Origin of the sequence: Streptomyces caatingaensis (assembly GCF_001187435.1) — a bacterium.
Lineage (GTDB): Bacteria > Actinomycetota > Actinomycetes > Streptomycetales > Streptomycetaceae > Streptomyces > Streptomyces caatingaensis.
In genome coordinates, this window is sequence record NZ_LFXA01000001.1 from 110,979 (window position 1) to 133,990 (window position 23,012).

The following is a 23,012-nucleotide window of genomic DNA, read 5'->3' on the forward strand; positions in this document are numbered from 1 at the left end:
CCTCCGAGCTCTCACGAGGGTTGTACGCCTGGGGCCGCCGGAGCGGAATGTCACACCCGCTCCGCGGGATCCCCACCGGCCGCCACCGCCCTCAGTCGGGGCGGACGCTGCCGTCCGTGAGCCCGTCGTACAACCCCTGTATCAGGGACGTCCCCAGACGCTCCGTCACCCGCAGGGCCTCCTCGAAGTCGGCCAGCGCCCGGAACCGGTCGCCGTATCGGCGCTGGTCCGCGAGAGGCAGCCGGGGCACCTGGAGCCGGCGCACGTCGAGCCGGGTGGCGGTGGACGCGTAGCTGCTCGCCTGGCGCTGGTTGGCGGTACCGCGCAGGAACCCGGCGAGGAACCACGGGTCTATCGCCGCCGGATCCGGACGCAGCAGGAACAGCCCCCGCCCCAGCGCCGCCCCGGCCGTGGCCTCGTCGATCACGCGGGCCACCGTGACATCGCCCAGCACCGGCAGGACGACATCACCGGCCTCGACCAGCACCGGCGCCTCCTCCGGCCCCTCGGGCAGCACCCCGGACGGCGCGAGCCCGGCCTTGACGTCGTAGTCCGTGAGGACGGGCGGCGCATCCGGCCCGGAGGCGGAGCCGGGGCCGCCGGCACGCATCACCAGGGCTCCGGCGCGGGCGAGTTCACCGACGGTCGTAGCCGGCCAGCGGGCGCCGTCGGCCGACCCGGCCGGCACGGCGGGGGCGAGCTCGGCGGCCCTCCCCAGGGCCGTGGTGAGCCGGTCGTGGACCGCCGCCAGATCGGCGCCGCTCCCGGAGGAGACCGGCGGGGGGAGGTGCCGCGCGGGGGCCAGGTCGACGTCGTCGTCGAGCAGGTCGATGACGGGCAGCGAGCGCCGCTGTCCTGGTTTCTCCTCGACCGTGCCGGACCGTTCGAAGTCCTGCCAGGCCTCCAGCACCGCCGAGGTGACGGCCTGCCAGGGCAGCTTCTCCCGCCCGGCGGGGGCGAGGTCGGCGGTGTCGACGAGCAGGAGGTGCGGGGTGGGGGACGTCCGGGCGCCGGGCCTGCGCAGCACCCAGAGGTGCAGCGGAATGCCATAGGGCGGGGCGGCGCCGGCCGGCAGCGCTATCACCGCCCGCAGCGCTCCCCGCCGCAGCAGGTCGGCACGGATGCGGCGGCCCGACCGGCGGGACGCCACCGCCGGCGGCATCAGCAGCACGGCGGTGCCGCCCTCCCGCAGCCGGGCGAGGGCGTGCTGGACCCAGGCCAGCTCGGATTCGGTGCGGGCCGGGAAGCCGTACTCCCACCGGGGGTCGTAGGCGAGCTCCTCGTGGCCCCAGTTGCGTTCGTTGAACGGCGGGTGGCACAGGACCGTGTCGACGGCCAGCCCGGCGAAGGCGTCGGCGCGCAGGCTGTCACCGGCGTGCACACGCACCCGCGCGTCGGAGTGCAGGGCGAGCCGCAGGGCGGTGAGCGCGGCGAGGTCGGCGTCGGCCTCCTGGCCGAGCACCGACAGCCCGGCCACGGAACCGGACGGGCCCGCGGCGCTCAGCAGACTGCCGGTGCCGCACGCGGGGTCGAGAACCGTCTGCGGGCCCCGGCCGTCGGCCGCGCCCCGGCCGAGCGCGGCCATGAGCTCGGCCGCGGCGGGCGGGGTCAGGGAGTACTGCCGGGGGTTGGCGTCGAGGTGACGGCCGAGCAGGAACTCGTAGGCCGAGGCGGCGCCGCGGGCCGAGGCCAGCTCGGCCGAGCCGCGCACGAGCGCGGCGGAGACCGCGAGTTCGGCGGTGGTGGGGACGGGGACGGCGTGGGCCTCGCCGAGGCGGTCGGCCAGCGCCTCCTCGAGGGCCGTCGGCAGGGCGCCGGCGAGATCGGCGTCGGAGAGCTCCGCGAGCTCCAGCCATGCCGTCGGCCGGTCGCGGACCAGCAGGAGCACCGAACCCGCGTAGCGCAGCGCGGTCACCGCGCCGGCCGGGTGTCCCGCGAGGTGCTGCCAGACGCGCTCCCGCAACGGCACCTCGGCGATCTTGCCCTGGTGGCGCAGCCACCGCTCGACGTCCCCGAGGTAGAAGGTCGGGCTCGTCTCGGTGCCCCCGACGGGCTGGGGGAAGTCGGCATGCCGCCGGCGCCAGTTGCTGACCGCCGCACGGCCCACCCCGGCCAGCCGGGCGATCCCCGCCGCGGTCACCTCTGCCGCGGTCATCTCCGCCGCACTCTCCGCCACCTGACTCCCCTCCTCCTGTGTCGCGCACAGCGCCTCCGATGTGGTGACGAGCATACCCCCGGGGTGTTCACGAACCCCTTCACAGGCGTGGCATCACCCCATCTCGTGAACATGGTTGACTCGGTTAACAGCGTCTGCTGTCATTGATGCGTCGGTTCACGGGAACCGTCTCGAGGGGGTCTCATGTATCAGCAGGTCCAGCACCAGCGGCAGGAGCGGCGGAACTGGTTCGCGCGGCACAAGGTGCTCACCGGCGCCGGGGCGCTCGTCATCGTCGTCGGGCTCGGCGCCGCCGTAGCGCCCGGAGGGAACGACGGGGGAGACGGCGGCGACAAGGCGTCCGACCGGGTCGTGACGTCCTCCGGATCCGGGGGCGCCGGCAAGAGCGGCGGGGGCGACGGGGCCAGGGCCGCGGGCGGCGACGACGCGAAGGCGGGCGGGAGCGGGAAAGCGGGCGGGAGCGGGAAGGGGGGCCTTTCGGGCAACGGCACCTTCCGGGTCGGTTCCGACATCAAGCCCGGCACCTACCGGAGCGTGGGCAACAAGGCGGATGACAACTGCTTCTGGGAGCGCGCCAAGGACGCCAAGGGCGAAGCGGATTCGATCATCACGAACGACAACGTCGTCGGGACCGGCTATGTGACGATCGCCGCCGGCGACAAGATCTTCAAGACCCGCGGCTGCAAGAAGTGGGAGCCCGCGACGGACAAGCCGGGCGGTACGCCCAGGACGTCGGTCCCGGGCGACGGCATGTACCGCGTAGGAGTCGACATAGCCCCCGGCACCTACACCTCCGGGGGCAACGGCGCCGACAGCAACTGCTACTGGGAGCGCACCAAGGACGCCCTGCACGGCATCGACTCGATCGAGGCCAACGAGAACGTCGCCGGGAACGGCCTGGTGACGATCGCCCCGCAGGACGCCTACTTCAAGACCAGCGGCTGCACCGCCTGGAAGAAGACGGGCTGAGCCGGCCCGTCCCAAGGCGCACTCCCAGGCCCGTTCCCAGGCCGGCTCCCACGGCCCCGCGGGCAACGGCGTCACGCCCCTCCGGTGGTTCCGCGTATCTTTTCGACAGTCGCCCACAGGCCGGAAGAAGCCCACAGGCCAGAAGCAACAGACCGGAAGAAACAGCCGGAGGAAAGGACCACTCATGGACTCGGCCGCAGCCGCCGTGTCGGCGCCGGGCCCGAGCACAGCCGACGCACCGGCGGGGAGCCGTACCTGGCGGCAGGCCCTGCGGGCGCCGAGGCTCGATCCCTACTGGCTGGCCGGGACGCTGTTCGTCCTCTATACCGCCCTGTCGGTCACCCGCCATGTGCGGATGCTGACGATCTCCTGGGACCTGGGCATCTTCGAGCAGGCCGTCCGGACCTACGCCCACCTCCAGACACCGGTCGCCGACCTCAAGGGCCCCGGCGCCAACATCCTCGGCGACCACTTCAGCCCCGTCACCGCCCTCCTCGCCCCCTTCTACCGGCTCTTCCCCACCCCGGTCACGCTCCTCGTCGCCCAGGCCGCGCTGTTCGCGCTGTCCGCCGTGCCCGTCACCCGGCTCGCCGCCGGGAAGCTGGGCCGGGCCCGGGGCCTGGCCATAGGCATCGCCTACGGCTTCTCCTGGGGCGTGCAGCGCGCCGTGGACTTCGACTTCCACGAGATAGCCTTCGCGATGCCGCTGCTGGCCTTCTCCCTGGAGGCCGTCGTCGGCCGGCGCTGGCGGGCCGCGGCCCTGTGGGCCCTGCCCCTCGTCCTCGTCAAGGAGGACCTGGGGGTCACGGTCGCCGCGATCGGCGTGGCGATCCTGGTCTCCCTGCGCCGCACCGGCCGCGACCCCCGCGCGGTACGCCTGGCCTGCGGGCTCGTCGTCCTCGGCCTCCTCGCCACCGTGCTGGCCCTGACCGTGGCCATCCCGGCCTTCAACACCACCGGTTCCTACGACTACTGGAAGAAGCTCGACGGCCAGGGCCCCGCACCGGTCATCCCGCCGCTTACGGCGCTGCGCACGCTGCTGTGGATCCTGCTGCCGACCACCGGCCTGCTGGCCCTGCGCTCCCCGGTGCTGATCGCCGCCGTGCCGACCGTCGCCTGGCGCTTCGTCTCCCACGACGACCACTACTGGGGAACGGACTGGCACTACAACGCCGTTCTGATGCCGGTCGTCTTCGTGGCGCTGACCGACGCGCTCGCCCGCACCCGGCACAGCCCTCGCGGCTGGCTGCGGCGGTACGCCCACCAGCTCCCTGCCGCCGTCGCCGGGGCGGCGCTCGCGCTCAGCGCCTCCCTGCCGCTGTACGCCCTGACCGAGCCGGCCACCTATCGAATACCGGAGAACGTCCGGGCCACGGAGCGGCTCCTGGGGCGCATACCCGACGGCGCCACCGTCGAGGCGTCGGACGTGGCGGCCATAAGCCGGCTCACCGGCCGCTGCCGGGTCTTCTGGATCGGCGACACCCGGGGCATACGGCCCGACTACCTGGTCGAACGCGCCGGCGACGGCAAGGCCGCCACCGATCTCGTGGCGGAGGCCGAGCGGATGCACCCGGGCACGCGCTACACGGTGCTCGGCACGGAGGGCATCACCGTGGTGCTCAAGCGGATCGCCCCCGCCTGAGCCCCCGGCACCACGGCGCGGACCCCGGCACGGCGCTGCGGCGCGGGCCACGTCGGTGGCGCCGCGCCCGGCCGGAGCCGGGCACGGCGTCACCGATGTGGTCGCCGGCCGCCGGGCGTCAGCCGCCGAGGATCGTGGTGAGGAACTCGCCCGTCCAGGCGAGCAGTTCACGGCCGACCAGCGGCTTGCCGCCGATGGGGCGGGTCGCGGGGCGGGGCACCAGGATCTGCTGCGTGGCCGGTTTCAGGACCGTCCGCGGGTAGAGCCGCTTGAGCCGCAGCTCCTGCGACTCGCGCAGCTCCACCGGCCCGAAGCGGACGTTGGAGCCCTGGAGGGTGATGTCGGTGACCCCGCAGGCGCGGGCGAGCATGCGCAGCCCGGCGACGAGGAGCAGGTTCTCGACCGGCTCGGGGAGCTTGCCGTAGCGGTCGGTCAGCTCCTCGCGGACGGCCTTGATGTCCTCCTCGCTGTTGGCGGAGGCGATGGCGCGGTACGCCTGGAGGCGCAGCCGCTCGCCCGGCGCGTAGTCGTGCGGGACGTGCGCGTCCACCGGGAGTTCGATCTTGACCTCGAGCGGCGGGGGCTCCTCCGCTCCCCCGGCCTCCAGGGAGGCCCGGTAGTCGGCCACGGCCTCGCCGACCATGCGGATGTAGAGGTCGAAGCCGACGCCCGCGATGTGCCCGGACTGCTCACCGCCCAGGAGGTTGCCCGCGCCGCGGATCTCCAGGTCCTTCATCGCCACGTACATACCGGCGCCCATCTCGGTGTGCTGGGCGATGGTGGCCAGGCGCTCGTGCGCGGTCTCGGTGAGCGGCTTCTCCGGCGGGTAGAGGAAGTAGGCGTAGCCGCGCTCGCGGCTGCGGCCGACCCGGCCGCGCAGCTGGTGCAGCTGTGACAGCCCGAAGTTGTCGCCGCGTTCGACGATGAGGGTGTTGGCGTTGGAGATGTCGATGCCCGACTCGACGATCGTCGTCGAGACCAGCACGTCGAACTTCTTCTCCCAGAAGTCGACGACGACCTGCTCCAGGGCGGACTCCGACATCTGGCCGTGCGCGGTGGCGATCCGGGCCTCGGGCACGATCTCGCGCAGCCGGGCCGCCGCCCGGTCGATGGACTCGACCCGGTTGTGGATGTAGAAGACCTGGCCCTCGCGGAGCAGTTCGCGGCGGATGGCGGCGCCGATCTGCTTCTGGTCGTACGGCCCGACGAAGGTCAGCACCGGGTGCCGCTCCTCCGGCGGGGTGGTGATCGTGGACATCTCGCGGATGCCCGTGACCGCCATCTCCAGCGTCCGCGGGATCGGGGTGGCCGACATGGTGAGCACGTCAACGTTGGCCCGCAGCTTCTTCAGCTGCTCCTTGTGCTCGACGCCGAAGCGCTGCTCCTCGTCGACGATGACCAGGCCCAGGTCCTTGAACTTGGTCTCGGAGGAGAAGAGCCGGTGGGTGCCGATGACGACGTCGACCGAGCCCTCGCGCAGGCCCTCCAGCACGGCCTTGGCCTCGGTGTCGGTCTGGAAGCGCGAGAGCGCCTTGACCACGACGGGGAACTGCGCGTACCGCTCGGAGAAGGTGCCGAAGTGCTGCTGCACCAGCAGTGTGGTGGGCACCAGCACGGCGACCTGCTTGCCGTCCTGCACCGCCTTGAAGGCGGCGCGGACCGCGATCTCCGTCTTGCCGTAGCCGACGTCGCCGCAGATCAGGCGGTCCATGGGGACGGACTTCTCCATGTCCTCCTTGACCTCGGCGATGGTGGTGAGCTGGTCGGGCGTCTCGGCGTACGGGAAGGCGTCCTCCAGCTCGCGCTGCCAGGGCGTGTCCGGGGCGAAGGCGTGCCCCGGGGCGGCCATCCGTGCCGAGTAGAGCTTGATCAGGTCGGCGGCGATCTCCTTGACGGCCTTCTTGGCGCGCGCCTTGGTCTTCGTCCAGTCCGCCCCGCCGAGCCGGTGCAGCGTCGGCGCCTCGCCGCCCACGTACTTGGTGACCTGTTCGAGCTGGTCGGTGGGGATGTAGAGGCGGTCGCCGGGCTGGCCGCGCTTGGCCGGCGCGTACTCGACGAGCAGGTATTCGCGGGTGGCGCCCTGGACGGTGCGCTGGACCATCTCGATGTAGCGGCCCACGCCGTGCTGTTCGTGCACGATGTAGTCGCCGGCCTGGAGGGTCAGCGGGTCGATGGACTTGCGGCGGCGGGCCGGCATCCGGCCCATGTCGCGGCTCGCGGACTTCTGGCCGGAGAGGTCCGTCTCCGTGAGCACGGCGATCTTCAGGCCCGGGTCGACGAAACCGTTGTCCAGGCTCGCGCAGGAGACGTGCACGAGGGACGGGGAGAAGTCCTCCAGTCCGGCGTCGAGCCGGGCGGGGATGCCCTCGCCGCCGAGCACCTCGACCGTGCGGGCGGCCGGTCCGTGCCCCTCGGTGAGGAAGAGCGTCCGCCAGCCGTCCGCCAGCCAGCCCTTGGTGTCGGCCAGGGCGCGGGCGGTGTCGCCGCGGTAGCTCTCGGGGGCGTGCATGCCGAGCTTGAGGGTGTCCGAGTCGCCCTCCTCCTCGGCGGCGAAGGGGCTCACCGACCACCACATCATGCCCAGCTCACGGGCGCGGTCGCGGACGTCGGCGATGCTCCACAGCGAGGCGGCGTCCACGTCGACGGGCGCCTCGCCGCCGCCCGCGCTGGCCGCCCACGACGCCTGGAGGAACTCCTGCGAGGTCGCCACCAGGTCGGCCGCGCGGGTGCGCACCCGCTCCGGGTCGCACACCACGGCCATGCTGCCGGCCGGCAGGACGTCGAGCAGCAGCTCCATGTCGTCCACGAGGACGGGCGCGAGGGATTCCATGCCCTCGACGGCGATGCCCTCGGCGATCTTGCCCAGCAGTTCGCCGAGCTCCGGGTGGTCCTCGGCGAGGGCCGCCGCGCGCCGGCGGACCTCGTCGGTCAGCAGCAGCTCACGGCAGGGCGGGGCCCACAGACCGTGCTCGGCGACCTCCAGGGAGCGCTGGTCGGCGACCTTGAAGTAACGGATCTCCTCGACGTCGTCCCCCCAGAACTCCACGCGCAGCGGGTGCTCCTCGGTGGGCGGGAAGACGTCGAGGATGCCGCCGCGCACGGCGAACTCGCCGCGCTTCTCGACCAGCTCCACGCGGGCGTACGCGGCGGCGGCCAGCGCCTCGGTGACATCGCCGAGGTCGGCGCTCTGCCCGGTGCGCAGGCTGACCGGCTCCAGGTCGCCGAGCCCCTTGACCTGCGGCTGGAGGACCGACCGGATGGGGGCGACGACGACGCCGACCGGCCCGGCCGCCGGGTCGTCCTGGCTCGGGTGGGCCAGGCGGCGCAGCACGGCGAGGCGGCGGCCGACGGTGTCCGAGCGCGGGGACAGCCGCTCGTGGGGCAGGGTCTCCCAGGACGGGTACTCCACGACGCCGTCCGGCGGCAGCAGGTCGCGCAGGGCCGCGGCCAGGTCCTCGGCCTCGCGGCCGGTGGCGGTGACGGCGAGCACGGGCCGGCCGGCGTCGCGGGCGAGGGCCGCGACGGTGAAGGGGCGGGCGGCGGGCGGACCGACCAGGTCGATGTGCGGCCGGTTGCCGTCGGTCGCGGCCTTCACCGCTTCGGCGAGCGCCGGATCGCGGACGACGGCGTCGAGCAGACCGTGCAGGCTCATGGGGTTTCCCGTCCAGGGTGGGCGCAAGTGGACAACGCGAAGGGCCCGACGCGAGGGGTGTGCGGTACGGGCCGGGTGTTCCCAGCGTACGACGGTCCGCGGGGGTGTGCCGGGGCGTTGCGGGCGGGCGGCGACCGCCCCGCCCCTCCTCGGAGGGGCACCCCCTCTCGCTCTTCGTTTCCCCGGGTGCTCCGCCCTGCTGCCCCGGGGGCGCCTCCGCCGACGCGGGCCCGGGGATCCCGGACGCGCACCCCCGTGGCACGTCCGGGTCCTCCGCCGGCCGGGTACCGGCCCGCCGCGCTTTCCAGCCTGCTCGTCGCGCGCGGCCGGCGCGATGGGGTACGGCGGTCTCTCCGGGGTGGGGACGGCACCACCCCGCGGCCTGCGGCTGTCCCCAACGGGCCGTCAGGAGCCGTCCGCTCGTGGGACGTGCGATGCGCCCGGAAACAGGGGGAAAGGAGGGAAATGGCCGAACCGCTCTCCCCTGTGGGGGAACGCGCGGCGAAGAAAGCGTGAAGCGCGTCCCGGGGCAAGACAATTGGGGCTTGAGGGAATTAGTGTTCGGGGTTATGGCCGAGGGGGGCGTCCGACGACCTCCTGCGCACGGCCGCCGGTCTCCCGAGGAAGCAGCCCAGTGAAGATACTTCGTACGCGCGCTGCCAGCGTCTCCCGACAGGGACTGTGCACGGCTCTGCTCGTCGCCAGCCTGACGGCCGCGGTCGGCGCCAGCCCCCCGCACCCCACAGCCAGCTCCGAGGACCCCGCGCCGGGCCCGGGCAACCCGCAGACGCTGCCGCACGGTTCGCCCAACCTGGCCCTGCCCGACCTCGTCCCGCCGCCCGGCACCGGCAAGCCCGGCCCCGGCGGCCCCGGGAGCAAGGAGGAGGTCAAGGGCATCCCCGCCACGGCCCTGGCCGCCTACAAGAACGCGGAGAGATACGCGAAGGAGCGGTGGCCGGACTGCCACGTGCCCTGGGAACTCATCGCCGCCATCGGCAAGGTGGAGTCCGACCACGGCGCCATGGGCGGCGGCCTGCGCCCCGACGGCTCCACGGAGAAGGCCATCATCGGCCCCCCGCTGACGGGCGAGAAGTTCGCACTCGTCCGGGACACGGACGGTGGCCGCTGGGACGGCGACACCCAGTACGACCACGCCGTCGGGCCCATGCAGTTCATCCCGTCCACCTGGGCCTCCTACAGCGCGGACGGCCGCAACGCCGGCCAGAACGACCCCAACAACATCTTCGACGCGGCGGCCGGCACGGCGCGCTACCTGTGCGCGGGCGGCCTCGACCTGAGCAAGCAGGCCGACCTGGAGAAGGCGGTCCTGCGCTACAACTCCTCGCGCCAGTACCTCAACACGGTGGTGGCGTGGATGACGGCGTACCGCAACGGGGAGGGCGGTGCGATCCCCGATCCGTCGGGCGGGCCGTCCACCGGGACGACGCCGTATCCGGGGACGACGCCGCGGCCGACCGTGCCGGTGCCCACCGGGCCGGGGACGGTTCCGCCCAGGACGACGCCGTCCACGACGACGCCTGAGCGGCCGGACGGCACGCGGAAGCCGGACGACCGGGGACGGCCGAAGGATCCGGACAAGTCCCGGGACCGGGATGGTGACAAGGGCCAGGGAGAGCACAAGAAGCCGAAGCCGCCGGCACCGCGGGCGGTACGGCTCGACCGCATGGACGGTGCCGAGCTGACCGCCCACGTGGGCGAGACCTTCGAGCACAAGGCTCGTGTACGGGCCCTCACGGCCGACGGGAAGGGCGTCCCGGGCACCCGCGTCCGCTTCAAGATCGTCGGCGCCGACAAGGCGCTCTTCAAGGACGGAACCGACACCTTCGTCGCCTCGGCGGGCAAGGACGGGATCGCCACGTCGCCCGCGATCCGGGCAGGCGACAAGACGGGCGAGTTCTACATCCTCGCCACCCTCGAAGGCCGTGACGCCAAGGCGGTCGAGTTCGACGCCACGGTCACGCCTGCGCCCGCGCCGAAGGCCGCGCGCTTCACGGCGATGGGCGGCGACCTGCGCTACAAGCCGGGCGAGTCCGTCCCCCGCCGGGCCATCGCCAAGGCGTACGACGCCAAGGGCAGGCCCGTCGACGGGGTCAAGGTCACCGTCACGGTGAAGAAGGACGGGCACCCGGCCGACAACGGCCCGTCCCTCAAGGACAAGGACAAGCTCGTACGCACCGTCACGGTCACGACCCGCGAGGGCGGGCTCGTCTTCATCGACGGGCTGGCGGCCGGCAATCAGGAGGGTGCCTTCACCCTGGAGCTGTCCACCGACGACAAGGAACCCGTCACCCTCTCCTTGGAGGTGACCGTGAAGTCGGGGGCCACGGACAAACCGACCGACAAGCCCACCACCCCGGGCAAGCCCGCCGACAAGAAGCCCGCCCCCGGACCCACGTCCACGCCCAAGTCCACCCGCTGATCCCGGCGTACCGTCCCGTCCGCCCCTGCGGCGGGCGGGACGGGCGGGGGTCAGTCGCCCAGGGCCGGGTCCTCGGCGACCGGCTTGCCCGTCAACGCGGCGAGGCTGTGGCGCACATGGGCCATGTGCGATCGCAACTCCTCGCGGCGCTCCTCGTGTTCGCGGAGCACCCGCTCCGTCTCGCGGACGATCCGCTCCTCGCGCACCCGGGCCTGGGCGATCAGCGAGGCCGCCTGGGCCTCGGCGTCCTCCTGGCCGTGCCGCGCCGCCTCCTCGGCGTCCGCGTACCGGCGCTGCGCCTCGCTCAGCGTGGAGCGGGCGTACTCCTCCATCGCCGCCACCCGGGCGTCCAGCGCCGCCTCGCGCTCGGCGGCCTCGCGGCCCGCCGCGTCCCAGCGCTCGGCCTGCTCCTTCTCCTGGTCGGCGAGCATCGCCGCGGTCCGCTCGCGCATCTCCTGGAGCATGCGCAGCGCGTCGGCGCGCCGCTGTTTGGCCTCCTGCCGGGCCGTCGCCCGCAGGTCGTCCGCCACCGACTGGGCCGCGAGCTGCGCCTGCCGGGCCCACTCCTCCGCCTCGGCGCGGACCTCCACCTGGTACTCGTGCGCCGCGTCGCGCACCTTGCGGGCGTGGGCGCCCGCCGCGTCGTGCATCTCGGCGGCCTCGGCCTCGGCCCGCTCGCGCAGCCCGAGCGCCTCCGCCTCCGCCGTCGTCACCAGCCCCTGGGCGCGCGGCCCCAGCGTCTCGTAGGTCTGCGGGGGAAGCTGCGCCACCACCTGGTTCAGGCGCTGGACCTCGTCCTCCATCTCCCGGGCGAGGACCGTGAGCCGCGCGGCACGCTCCCACGCCGAGTCGCGCTGCCGCGCGAACTCGGCGAGGGCCCGGTCCACCTGGTCAGGCCGGTAGCCGCGGCCTCGTACGACAGTGAAACCGTCAGGAGACACCGATGCACTCATGCTTGTAGCCCCTTATTCCGGAAACCCGGTATGCGACGCGGTCAGGCGCACATCATTCCCGTACGGGGGAAGTGCCCGAAACGCGACACTCCGCCCGCCTCTGCTGTCAAGGATGCGCCAACCGGCAGCGCGGGGCGCTAGAAGAGACCGTCCCACATCTGCTCCAGCAGCACCGCCCACCAGTTCTCGGGCGAGGCCAGGGCCGCCGGGTCGAGCGCCGCGAGCTGGTCCTGGAAGTCCACGGTCCAGCGCCCGGCCTGCTCCGGAGTCAGACCGTAGCGCCAGCGCCACATGCGGCCGAGCAACGCCAAAGAGCGTACAAACTGAGGAAGGCTCGTGTTGACGAACTGCGGTGCAGCGGGCCGCCCGTCCGGGCCCGCCTCCAGCGGCACGGCCACGATGTGCGCCGTGCCGTACTGGACGCACAGCTGACGGCCGTAGTCGGTGCCCATCACCAGGTACGAACCGGCGTCCGGGGCCGGCTGCACCCCGCGCTCCACCGCCAGCTCCGCCAGCGTCGGCACCGGGCGGCCGGGCTGGGCCTGCGCCCAGAAGAACGGACCGAGGTCCACCGGCAGCCCCGCCCACATCAGCGTCTGCGCCACCACGTCCGGCACGCCCTGGCGGGCGACCGCGCGCTGGTCGAAGCGGAAGACGCCCTGCGGACCGAAGGATTCCGCGAGTTCGCGGCCGACGGCGTCCGGGGCGAGCGGCGGGGCCGGGCGCACCTGGTGCGGCTGCGGCGGCGGCACGCGGTTCGGCGCGGGCCGGGCCGGGCCGCCCGCGACCTGGTGCAACTCGCCCTGGTGCGCCACCAGGTGCCGCACGCCCTGCTGGCGGGTGGCGTGGTCGCGGCCGTACGGGGCGGTGTGGCTCACACGCACCTGCGGCCACGTCTCGCGCACCATCCGCGCGCAGTAACCGCCCGGCACATCACAGGACTCCAGCTCCGTGTGCAGCTCCAGGACCTGCTGCGGCGGCACGTTGAGCGAGCGCAGCTCGTGCAGGATCTGCCACTCCGGGTGCGGGGCGCCGAGGGCGCTGCGGCGGATGATCTGCTGCTCCGACCCGTCCTGGGCGCGGTAGCGCAGGACGGCCATGTAGCCGGGGCCGACGGTCGGCACACCGGCCGGCGGCTGCGGATAGCCGTAGCCACCGGGGGCGCCGGGGGCACCGGTCGCACCGGGGCTCGCGAGCACGGTGGCCGCGGCGTGCACGCCGGCGCCGGGCGTCTCGGAGGCGCCCGGAGCGGCGGGCGGTTGGCCGCCCGGGGCGCCCGGAACACCCGGTGCGCCGGGGGCTTGCGAGGGGTGCGGCGCGGGGGCGCCGGGTGCGCCGACGGCGCCCGCCGGGGCCGGGGCGCCGGGGGTGGCGGGCGGTTGCACGCCCGGGCGGCCGGGGGCGCCGGGCGGCGCGGGCACGGCGGGAGCGCCGGGGCCGGCGGGGGTGTCCGGGTTCGCGAGCACGGTGGCGGCGTGGTGGACCCCGCCGCCGGGGGTACCGGAGGGCGCGCCCGGAGCCTGCGGGCCCGCCGGGACGCCGGCGGGGGGCGTGCCGGGCGCGGCCGGTGCGGGGGGCGGGCCCTGGACGGGCGGGCGCCCCAGCGCGTCCGGCGTCGCCAGGACCGTCGCCGCGTACCCGGGCGGAGTGCCGTCTCCGGCCGAAGTCCCGGACGCGGCAGGGTCGTTCGGGCCCGGCGCGGCCGGCTCCGCCGGGGGCGCGGAGGCCCCCGGGCCGGGCGGGGGCACGGTCGGCATCGGAGGGGCCGCCGGCGGCGCGGCGGGCCGCCCCGGCTCGTCGATCGCCGGCGCGATTGCCGTTCGCGGCAGCGAACTGCCGCCGGGCATCAGCTCGGTACGGGCCTCGGCCGAGGTCCGGGGCGGAGGAGTGTCGTCCTCGTCCGACCCGGACAGCGCGGGCGCGAGCATGGTGGCGGGCAGGCCGACGGGCCCGTCCTCCTCGCCGTCCCCCGCGGAGACGTCCGCCCCCGGCCAGGTGGCCCCGTCCGCCCCCGCCCCTACGGGCTCGGCGGACGCAGCAGGCACAGCAGGCGCGGAGGGCTCGTCGGGCACAGCGGATGCGGCAGGCGCGGTGGGCGCGGCAGGCGCGGTGGGCGCTGCGGGCCCGTCCGCATCCGCTCGGGCGGAACCCGCCGTCACCCCGGCATCGCCCGTGAACGCCCCGGCACCGGCGGCCGATCCCCAACTCCCCGACGGATCAGGCGAGTCGGCGGGACGCGACGGCGCGGCGGGAACCGCGGTGCCCGCGGAAGGCGACGGCGCCTCAGGCGTCGCCGGATCGGCCGGCGGAGCCGGTGCCGCAGAGGCCGGCGTGCCGGCGGACGAGGGCTCCTCCGGCGAGCCCGCCGCCCCCGAAGCCGGGGAGGGGGAGGAGAAGGAAGAAGAGGAAGAGGAGGAGGGGGAAGAGGACGGGCCGTCCTTCCTCCGGTCGGGTATCCCCATCGCGTCCGCCGCCTCCTGGAGCCACTCCGGGGGACTCAGCAGGAAGGACGTCGCCTCCAGGTCCAGGCGGCGCGGCGGGGTGTCGGCCGCCGCTGCCGGTGCGGGTTCCTCCACGACGCCGTACTCCTCCTCGTACCGCCGGATCACCTCTCCCACCGGCAGCCCGGGCCAGAGGGTGGTCTCCCCGCTGTCCCGGGCGATCACCATCCGGGTGTGCGCGCCGTCCGCCGCCGCGACGCCGTCGCGGTCCTCGGCCCAGGCGACGAAGCCCAGGTCGAACTCCCGCACCCGCACCTCGCGGTGCAGATACGCCGGTACGTCACCGTTGACCCAGCGCTCCGCGCGCTCCTGGGCCTGCGCGAAGGTCACCACCGCGCTCATCCCTCCACCGGGACGGCGTACGCGAATCCGCCGTCGACCATCAGGTTCGCCACCGTCTCCAGCTCGGGCGGGCCGCCCGCCAGCCGGGTCAGGAACGCGTCGAAGTCCTCGCCGCAGGGCAGCATCAGCCGCTCGACGCGCTCCTGCACCGTCCAGCCGTCGCGGTCGCGGTAGTCGTCGTACGGGCAGAACCACACCGAACCCGTCGCCTCGCCGCGGACCTTGACCGCGAGGACGCCGCCCTGGGCGAAGGCCACGCCCAGGTAGTCCTTGGTGAAGTGGTCGCGGAGGCACTTGTTGACGTAGACGAGGTCGTTGACGGCCGGTTCCTCGCGGACCGTGAAGAACGGCTGGTCGAGCAGCAGGCCGAGCTCGGCGTCGAGCGCCGCCCCGACGGGCGCGCAGCCGCCGGCGGCCTTGAGGAACGCCCGGTAGGCGCCGGGCAGCCGGTAGCCCAGGTCCTCCTCGACGCCGCGGACCTGTTCCTCCGTCACCGCCAGGTCGCGCTGGGGCAGCGCGAAGTGCACGGGCCGGGTCTCCTGGAGCGGCCGGGTGCCGCGCTTGTCCTGGTCCACGGCGGCCGTCGCCAGCCCGCCGTGGTGCCGCAGGAGCGCCTTGACCTCGGCGGGGATCAGTTCCAGCCGGCGGGTGAAGGGGACGTGGTGCCAGGTCCAGCCGTGCGGGGTGGCCACCGCGGGCAGGCTGGCCCAGAGTTCGTGGCCCTCGGCGTGCAGCGCGGCGTTGGCCGAGACGTAGTCGGTCAGCCGCAGCTCGTCCACGCCGAAGCCCTCCGGCGGTTCGGCGATCTCGGCGGCCGCGCGGGCGTAGGGCGAGAAGTCGGGGTAGCCGTCCTCGTCCACCCGGACGCCCTTGGGGTGCCGGCTGTGCCGCACCGGGTCCGGAAAGTGCACGACCTGCCCGGCGTAGGCCGCGTTCGGCGGTGCGGCCTTCCCCCGGCCCCGGAGGCCGGAAGGCTCCCCCGTCCCGGCTGTCGTCATGGCGGATGCCCCCTGCTGGCTGGCTTGCTGCGGTCTCTCCCGGCGTTCCCGGGCCCCGGCGGGACGGGGGCGGCCCCCTCGGGGCCGCCGGGACGTCTCCGCCCGCGGCGCTTCGGCCGGGAACGGCTCGTGACGGACAGCCTATGCGCTGGCGCAAGACGGGCTCCCCGCCCACGGGGGACGCCCGCTCCCGCCCCGGCGCCAAAACCGTCCCCTTCCGGCAAACCGCCGCACACCAGCCGCATCCCCCTCGTGCCACGCCTGGCGCACCTCTCACCTATCCCGGCACACCTTGCACACGCAACACCGCCCTGCCTTCCACTCCCACCACCGCGTTTGGCAGGCTGATCCCCGCAACAGGGGGATTGCAGGGAGGGAAGAAGAACCACCATGCACACGACGCAGGACCATCAACCCCTGACCGGGGACGCCGTCGGCGACGCCCCCGGCGACCCCCGGCTCACCTGGAGCACGACCGAGGACGCCGAACGTCCGCCGGCCCTGCTCCACCGCCGCGACGGCATCCTGCCCGCCGTCGCCGCCGCGCTCTCCGTCCGCGGCACCACGCTGACCTGCACCGCGGCCAAGTCCGAACAGCCGCCCGCCCTGCACCCCCTGGTCCAGGACTTCCTGTCCACGCTCACCAGCGACAAGCGCGAGCGCTTCACCGGCCGCTGCCCCGAGGCCGTCCTCCTGACCCGCTTCCTCACCCAGCACGAGGCGGGCCGCAGCAAACGCGCCTCCCGCAAACCCCTCACCCACGGCGAGGCCCGGCGCGCCCTGAAGCAGTCGAAGATCACCGCCCGGCACATCCGCGAGGACGGCGACCCGCGCCACGGCGCCTACGCCGCCCCCTGCCGCTCCTGCACCGCGCTCCTCGCCCACTTCGGCGTCCGCGCCATCGACCCCACTCCCACGGAACGAGGCAGGCCCTGACCTCCATGCGCGCATTCGACCGCACCGCCGCCACCCGTTTCCCCGTCGCCGTCGACGCGGCCCTGCGCGAGGCCGGCTGGCAGCCGGGCCGGTGGGACATCAAGGCCGCCGAGCGATGGGCCGACGCGCTGCGCGCCCATGTGTCGCCCGCGGGTCACCGGCACACCGTCTTCCCCGCGGCCGTCGAGGCGTGGGCGGAGTTCGGCGGCCTGCGCGTCGCCGCCTCCGGGCCCGGGAAGCACATCGCCCCCACGCCGTTCCACATCGACCCGCTGCACGGGCTGCACCTCGCGCGGACCGTCGCGGACCTCGGCCGCGCCCTGGGTACCGAGGTCTGTCCGCTGGGCCAGGAGCTCGACGGCCAGGCGCTGCTGACCATCGACGCCCACGGCCGCGTCTACAGCCTCGACCACACCGGCGACTGGTACCTCGGCTCCGACATCGACCACGCCATAGGGGCCCTCGTCACCGGCGCCCGCCCGGCCCGGCTCTCGGCCGACGGCGCACCCCGGCGGACCGGCGGCTGACGGCCACGGCCGGGACGGGCGAAGCCGGAGGGGCGGACACCGGGGACGACCACCGGGGCGCGGCGCGACTGCGCCTACGCCGCGTCCGCGTGCCCCCGCGCCGCGTCCGGGATCACCGCGGACACCCGGAAGCCGCCCTTCTCCGTCGGCCCGGACACGAAGACGCCGCCGAGCGCGGTCACCCGCTCCCGCATCCCGACCAGCCCGTTGCCCCCGCTGGGCAGGCCCGCGTCCGTACCGCCCGCGGGCGGTCCGTTCTCCACCTGGAGCGCCACCTCGCGCTCCCGGTGCGCCAGCCGCACCCGGGCCGAGGCGCCGGGGGCGTGCTTGTGGACGTTGGTCAGCGCCTCCTGCACCACGCGGTACGCCGTGCTCTCCACGCGCGGCGCGTACGACCGGCCCTCCCCCTCGACCAGCAGCTCCACCGCCATCCCGGCCTCCCGGGACTGGCCCACCAGGGCCGCCAGCTCCGCCAGGCACGGCCCGTCGGCCGCCTCCGCCGCCGGGGCCGCCGCCCGCCCCGCCGACCTGCGGACCCGCTCCGAGGCGGCCGCCGCCACGGCGGCCAGCCGCTCCGGCTCCCGCGCCGCCGGCGGCGTCCCGGGGTCGCCGTCCGGGGTCTTGCGCAGGACGCCGAGCATCTCCCGCAGCTCGGTGAGCGCCTGCCGGCCCATGTCGCCGACGAGCGCCGCGTTCCGCGAGGCCTTCTCCGGATCCTTGAGGGCCACCGCCTGGAGGGCGGCGGCGTGCACGACCATCAGCGAGACGCGGTGCGCCACCACGTCGTGCATCTCGCGCGCGATGCGGGTGCGCTCCTCGCTGCGGGCCCACTCGGCGCGCTCCTCGGCGCGCTCGGCCAGCAGCGACAGCTCCCGCTCCAGGCCGTCGGCCCGCTCCCGCAGGCTCTCGACCAGCCGTCGTCTCGCCCCCACGTACAGCCCGAGCAGCAGCGGCGGCGCGGTCAGGCCGAGCGCCATCACGGCCGAGAAGAGCAGCTCCAGGCCCAGGCCCGGCCGGTAGGCGGAGCCCGCCATGTCCTGGTGGAACCGGGCCGCGGTCACGATCAGCGTCCCGGCCAGCGAGGCGGACGCGAGCACGACGATGATCCGCCGCGGCACCTCCGAGGCGGCCAGGGTGTAGAGGCCCACGAGCGACAGCAGGAACCCCATCTCGGCCGGGGTCACCGCGATCGACATCAGGACGACGGCGACCGGCCAGCGCCGCCGCACCAGCAGCAGGCCGCCGACCGGCAGCCCCAGCAGCCCGCCCAGGGCGCCCGGCAGCCCGACCTCGTGAGCGAAGGCGACCCCTTCCAGCAGGCACTCGAAGGCCGACACCGCGGCCAGGACGACGTCCAGCACCAGGCTCCTGCGCCTGGCCCACCACCACGGCCCCGCCGGCGCTCCCCGAGCGCCGGCCGCGGCCACCTCCCGCCCGCCCGGCCCCGTGATTGCCCCCGTTGTGGTCATACCAACCAGACTACGGGGGGCCGCCAACGCTTTTCGAAGAACTGACAGCGACCCGCAAGAGGCAGCGGCAGAAGCGAAGTTCGCCGCGACCGCCGGACACCGTCGCGCCGGGCCCCGGGCGTACGGCATAGTGGTGTCTGCGCGCGCCGCCGATCAAGCGATCGGGGCACGCCGGGCGAACCATCCCGGGTCGTCTAATGGCAGGACAAATGATTTTGGTTCATTGAATGAGGGTTCGATTCCTTCCCCGGGAGCCGGCTCCACAGGGTCCTGACCGCGCAGGTCAGGACCCTTCGGCGTTCCGGCCCTCGTACGCACCGGTATCCTGCGGGTGTCACCCCCTCGAACCTCGAAGCCGAAGGGCCCACCCGTGAGCGCCAACCGCCCGGCAGCCGTCGTCGTTCTCGCAGCGGGTGAGGGCACCCGCATGAAGTCGGCGACCCCCAAGGTCCTGCACTCGATCTGTGGCCGCTCCCTCGTCGGGCACGTCGTCGCCGCCGCCCGCGAACTGGCGCCGGAGCAGCTCGTCGTGATCGTCGGGCACGCCCGCGAGCAGGTCGCCGCGCACCTCGCCGAGATCGACCCGGCCGTCCGCACGGCCGTCCAGCACGAGCAGAACGGCACCGGCCACGCCGTGCGCATGGGCCTGGAGGAGCTGGCCCGCGAGGGCGTCCGCCCCGAGGGCACCGTGATCGTCGTCTGCGGCGACACCCCGCTGCTCACCGGCGCGACGCTGGCCCGCCTCGCGGACGTCCACGCCGCCGACGGCAACGCGGTCACCGTGCTGTCGGCCGAGGTGCCCGACTCCACCGGCTACGGGCGGATCGTGCGCGACCCCGCCACCGGCGCGGTGACCGAGATCGTCGAGCACAAGGACGCGACGGACGCCCAGCGGGCGATCCGCGAGATCAACTCCGGGGTGTTCGCCTTCGACGGCGCGCTCCTGGCGGACGCGCTGGGCAAGGTCCGCACGGACAACAGCCAGGGCGAGGAGTACCTGACGGACGTCCTCGGCATCCTGCGCGCGGCCGGGCACCGGGTCGGCGCGGCGGTCGCCCCCGACCACCGCGAGATCCTGGGCATCAACAACCGCGTCCAGCTCGCCGAGGCCCGCCGGCTGCTCAACGGGCGGCTGCTCGACGAGGCGATGATGAGCGGCGTGACGATCGTGGACCCGGCGACGACCTGGGTGGACGTCACGGTGACCTTCGAGCCGGACGCGCTGGTGCACCCCGGCACCCAGCTGCTGGGCGACACCCACATCGCCGGCGGCGCCGAGGTCGGCCCCAACTGCCGCCTGACGGACACCTCGGTGGGCCCGGGCGCCCGGGTGGACACCACCGTGGCGGACTCCGCGCGGATCGGCGCCCGCGCGAACGTCGGCCCCTTCGCCTATCTGCGGCCGGGGACGAAGCTCGGCCCGGCGTCGAAGGCCGGCGCCTACGTCGAGATGAAGAACGCCGAGATCGGCGAGGGCACCAAGGTGCCGCACCTGTCGTACGTGGGCGACGCGACCATCGGCGACCACACCAACATCGGCGCCGCGAGCGTCTTCGTGAACTACGACGGTGTGAACAAGCACCACACCACGATCGGCTCGCACTGCCGCACCGGATCGGACAACATGTTTGTGGCTCCGGTCACGATCGGGGACGGCGCCTACACCGCCGCCGGCTCGGTCATCACCAAGGATGTGCCCCCGGGTTCGCTGGCCGTCGCACGAGGACAGCAGCGGAATATCGAGGGCTGGGTGGCGCGAAAGCGCCCGGGGAGCGCCGCCGCGCAGGCCGCTTCCGCCGCTCTCCAGGAGCACGACGGGGAGCAGTGACCGTGACACGGTCCCGCCGATCGGGGCGTACCGTGATAAGCGCACACAAAGCGACATCCAAGGAGATTGTGCTGTGACCGGGTTCAAGACGACCGGCGAGAAGAAGCTCATGCTCTTCTCCGGCCGCGCCCACCCCGAGCTTGCCGAGGAGGTCGCGCACCAGCTGGGCGTCGGCCTGGTCCCGACCAAGGCGTTCGACTTCGCGAACGGTGAGATCTACGTCCGCTTCCAGGAGTCCGCGCGGGGTGCCGACTGCTTCCTGATGCAGAGCCACACGGCTCCCATCAATAAGTGGATCATGGAGCAGCTGATCATGATCGATGCTCTCAAGCGGGCCTCGGCCCGGAGCATCACCGTGATCGTGCCGTTCTACGGCTACGCCCGGCAGGACAAGAAGCACCGCGGCCGCGAGCCGATCTCGGCCCGTCTGATCGCCGACCTGCTGAAGACCTCCGGCGCCGACCGGATCCTCACGGTCGACCTGCACACCGACCAGATCCAGGGCTTCTTCGACGGCCCGGTGGACCACCTGTTCGCGCTGCCGATCCTGGCGGACTACGTGGGCGCCAAGGTCGACCGGGACAAGCTCACCGTCGTCTCCCCCGACGCCGGCCGCGTGCGCGTCGCCGACCGCTGGTGCGACCGGCTGGGCGCCCCCCTGGCGATCGTGCACAAGCGGCGTGACAAGGATGTCGCCAACCAGGTCACGGTGCACGAGGTCGTCGGTGACGTGAAGGATCGTGTCTGCGTACTGGTGGACGACATGATCGACACCGGTGGCACCATCTGCGCCGCCGCGGACGCCCTGTTCGCGCACGGCGCCGCGGACGTCATCGTCACCGCCACCCACGGCGTGCTCTCCGGCCCGGCCGCGGACCGCTTGAAGAACTCCAAGGTCAGCGAGTTCGTCTTCACCAACACGCTGCCGACCCCCAACGAGCTGGAGCTCGACAAGATCACGGTGCTGTCGATCGCGCCGACGATCGCCCGCGCCGTGCGCGAGGTCTTCGAGGACGGCTCGGTCACCAGCCTCTTCGACGAGCAGGCGTGACGGCCGCCTAGGCCGCGCGGAGATCGATTTCTGGTAAGGCCTCCCCGCCGGGTAAACTCACGCGAGTTGCTCGGCGAGGGAGGCCGTTCCGTTTTCGCGGTACGGCGGTCCGTTATCGACGCGCTCTTCGTAGCAGGCCGTTCGTGGGCCGGGTGACCCTGTCCGCTCACGACCTCCGAGGAGTGCACCATGGCCGAGATCAAGCTCGCCGCCACCGTCCGCACCGAGTTCGGCAAGGGCTCCGCCCGCCGCATCCGCCGTGCCCACCAGGTTCCGGCCGTCGTCTACGGCCACGGCTCCGAGCCGGTCCACGTGTCCCTCCCGGGCCACGACCTGATGATGGCGCTCAAGACCCCGAACGCCCTGCTCTCCCTGGACATCGAGGGCCGCTCCGAGCTGGTCATCCCCAAGCAGGTCCAGCGTGACGCGCTCAAGGGCTTCCTGGAGCACGTCGACCTCCTCGTCGTCAAGCGCGGCGAGAAGGTCACCGTCGAGGTCCCGGTCCACACCGAGGGCGACCTGGCCCCGGGCGGCAACCTGCTCGAGCACACCCTGACCGCCCTGCCGGTCCAGGCCGAGGCCACCCACATCCCGGAGGCCGTCTCCGTCTCCATCGCGGGCCTGGAGGCCGGCGCCTCCGTCCTCGCCAAGGACGTCGTCCTGCCGGCCGGTGTCGAGCTGGCCGTCGACGCCGACACCGTCGTCCTGCACGTCGTCGCCGGCCAGGCCGCCCCGGCCGACGAGGCCGCCGAGGGTGCCGAGGCCTGAGCCTCGCTCTTCCTCGCTTTTCTTCCGGCCGCCGCCCCGCTCCCTCACCGGAGCGGGGCGGCGGTTGGCGTATGAAGGAGACATGCGGATGACGGACGGCAGCAGCAGCGCCGGGAACGCCGGCACGGGCCCCTGGCTGGTCGTGGGCCTGGGCAACCCCGGCACCGAGTACGCGGGCAACCGCCACAACGTGGGCTTCATGGTCGCCGACCTGCTCGCGGAGCGGATGGGCGGCACATTCAAGGCGCACAAGGCGGGACGGGCGCAGGTCGTCGAGGGACGGCTGGGCGCGCCCGGGCCGGCGAGCCGCCGGGTGGTGATCGCCAAGCCGATGTCGTTCATGAACCTGTCCGGGGGCCCGGTGGCGGCCCTGCGGGACTTCTACAAGGTGCCCGTGGAGCGGGTCGTCGTGGTCCACGACGAGCTCGACATCGACTACGGGCAGCTGCGGCTGAAGGTCGGCGGCGGCGACAACGGCCACAACGGGCTGAAGTCGATCACGAAGTCCTTCGGGCCGGGGTACTGCCGGGTGCGCTTCGGCATCGGGCGGCCGCCGGGGCGGATGCAGGTCGCCGACTTCGTCCTGAAGGACTTCTCGGCCGCCGAGCGCAAGGAGCTTGCGTACGAGGTGGACCGGGCGGCGGATGCGGTGGAGTGTTTGATCGTGGACGGGCTGGAGCGGGCGCAGAGTACGTACAACTCGTAGGGGGCTAGGGAGGGTTGCCCCGGGCCCCTCCCCCGGAGGGGGCCGGGCCCGGGG

15 protein-coding genes and 1 tRNA gene are annotated in these 23,012 nt (G+C 73.9%); 10 read left to right on the forward strand and 6 right to left on the reverse strand.

Annotation, left to right across the window (positions count from 1 at the left end; translation table 11 throughout):
- Positions 1 to 91 precede the first annotated feature (91 nt).
- Positions 92 to 2,155 carry an N-6 DNA methylase gene (locus AC230_RS00480; protein ID WP_198535369.1) on the reverse strand — a complete coding sequence of 688 codons (2,064 nt, stop codon included), beginning with the start codon at positions 2,153 to 2,155 and terminating at the stop codon, positions 92 to 94.
- A 204-nt stretch (positions 2,156 to 2,359) separates the two neighbouring features.
- Here AC230_RS00480 and AC230_RS00485 point away from each other — a divergent pair, with 204 nt between their 5' ends.
- Together AC230_RS00485 and AC230_RS00490 are read left to right on the forward strand one after the other, a co-directional pair.
- Positions 2,360 to 3,145: a hypothetical protein gene (locus AC230_RS00485; protein ID WP_198535361.1), complete on the forward strand. Its 786-nt coding sequence runs from the start codon at positions 2,360 to 2,362 to the stop codon at positions 3,143 to 3,145.
- Positions 3,146 to 3,329: 184 nt separating this feature from the next.
- On the forward strand, positions 3,330 to 4,787 hold the full coding sequence (locus tag AC230_RS00490; RefSeq protein WP_049713909.1) for a DUF2079 domain-containing protein: 1,458 nt from the start codon (positions 3,330 to 3,332) through the stop codon (positions 4,785 to 4,787).
- A 118-nt stretch (positions 4,788 to 4,905) separates the two neighbouring features.
- On the opposite strand, the gene mfd is transcribed toward AC230_RS00490, so the two are convergent.
- Positions 4,906 to 8,439 (reverse strand): transcription-repair coupling factor, encoded by a 3,534-nt coding sequence (mfd, locus tag AC230_RS00495; protein ID WP_049713910.1) that lies wholly within the window; start codon positions 8,437 to 8,439, stop codon positions 4,906 to 4,908.
- Positions 8,440 to 9,073: 634 nt separating this feature from the next.
- Here mfd and AC230_RS00500 point away from each other — a divergent pair.
- Entirely contained in the window at positions 9,074 to 10,879 is a 1,806-nt protein-coding gene (locus tag AC230_RS00500) for a lytic transglycosylase domain-containing protein (RefSeq protein WP_049713911.1), read from the forward strand.
- Between the two features lie 50 nt (positions 10,880 to 10,929).
- On the opposite strand, the gene AC230_RS00505 is transcribed toward AC230_RS00500, so the two are convergent.
- The 3 genes from AC230_RS00505 to AC230_RS00515 form a co-directional block, all read right to left on the reverse strand.
- Positions 10,930 to 11,832, reverse strand: coding sequence for a coiled-coil domain-containing protein (locus AC230_RS00505; protein WP_049713912.1), 903 nt, complete (start codon positions 11,830 to 11,832; stop codon positions 10,930 to 10,932).
- 137 nt (positions 11,833 to 11,969) lie between these two features.
- Entirely contained in the window at positions 11,970 to 14,666 is a 2,697-nt protein-coding gene (locus AC230_RS00510; RefSeq protein ID WP_049713978.1) for an SUKH-4 family immunity protein, read from the reverse strand.
- 5 nt (positions 14,667 to 14,671) lie between these two features.
- The gene (locus AC230_RS00515; RefSeq protein WP_049713913.1) at positions 14,672 to 15,673 is read right to left on the reverse strand and encodes an SMI1/KNR4 family protein; all 1,002 of its coding nucleotides are present in this window, start codon (positions 15,671 to 15,673) and stop codon (positions 14,672 to 14,674) included.
- A gap of 390 nt (positions 15,674 to 16,063) precedes the next feature.
- Between AC230_RS00515 and AC230_RS00520 the strand changes: the two genes are divergently transcribed.
- Positions 16,064 to 16,609 (forward strand): YwqJ-related putative deaminase, encoded by a 546-nt coding sequence (locus tag AC230_RS00520; protein ID WP_049713914.1) that lies wholly within the window; start codon positions 16,064 to 16,066, stop codon positions 16,607 to 16,609.
- Positions 16,610 to 16,614: 5 nt separating this feature from the next.
- Positions 16,615 to 17,136 (forward strand): SUKH-3 domain-containing protein, encoded by a 522-nt coding sequence (locus AC230_RS00525; protein ID WP_049713915.1) that lies wholly within the window; start codon positions 16,615 to 16,617, stop codon positions 17,134 to 17,136.
- 74 nt (positions 17,137 to 17,210) lie between these two features.
- Here AC230_RS00525 and AC230_RS00530 read toward each other — a convergent pair whose 3' ends face one another.
- Complete coding sequence (locus tag AC230_RS00530; RefSeq protein ID WP_078870842.1) at positions 17,211 to 18,605, reverse strand: sensor histidine kinase; 1,395 nt, start codon at positions 18,603 to 18,605, stop codon at positions 17,211 to 17,213.
- Positions 18,606 to 18,788: 183 nt separating this feature from the next.
- Here AC230_RS00530 and AC230_RS00535 point away from each other — a divergent pair.
- From AC230_RS00535 to pth, 5 genes are all read left to right on the forward strand, one after another.
- A tRNA-Gln gene (locus AC230_RS00535) sits at positions 18,789 to 18,859 on the forward strand.
- 116 nt (positions 18,860 to 18,975) lie between these two features.
- The gene (gene glmU / locus AC230_RS00540; protein ID WP_078870843.1) at positions 18,976 to 20,433 is read left to right on the forward strand and encodes a bifunctional UDP-N-acetylglucosamine diphosphorylase/glucosamine-1-phosphate N-acetyltransferase GlmU; all 1,458 of its coding nucleotides are present in this window, start codon (positions 18,976 to 18,978) and stop codon (positions 20,431 to 20,433) included.
- Positions 20,434 to 20,506: 73 nt separating this feature from the next.
- On the forward strand, positions 20,507 to 21,484 hold the full coding sequence (locus tag AC230_RS00545; RefSeq protein ID WP_049713918.1) for a ribose-phosphate diphosphokinase: 978 nt from the start codon (positions 20,507 to 20,509) through the stop codon (positions 21,482 to 21,484).
- 189 nt (positions 21,485 to 21,673) lie between these two features.
- Positions 21,674 to 22,252 (forward strand): 50S ribosomal protein L25/general stress protein Ctc, encoded by a 579-nt coding sequence (locus AC230_RS00550; protein WP_049713919.1) that lies wholly within the window; start codon positions 21,674 to 21,676, stop codon positions 22,250 to 22,252.
- An 88-nt stretch (positions 22,253 to 22,340) separates the two neighbouring features.
- Complete coding sequence (gene pth, locus AC230_RS00555; protein WP_049713920.1) at positions 22,341 to 22,958, forward strand: aminoacyl-tRNA hydrolase; 618 nt, start codon at positions 22,341 to 22,343, stop codon at positions 22,956 to 22,958.
- Positions 22,959 to 23,012: the final 54 nt, after the last annotated feature.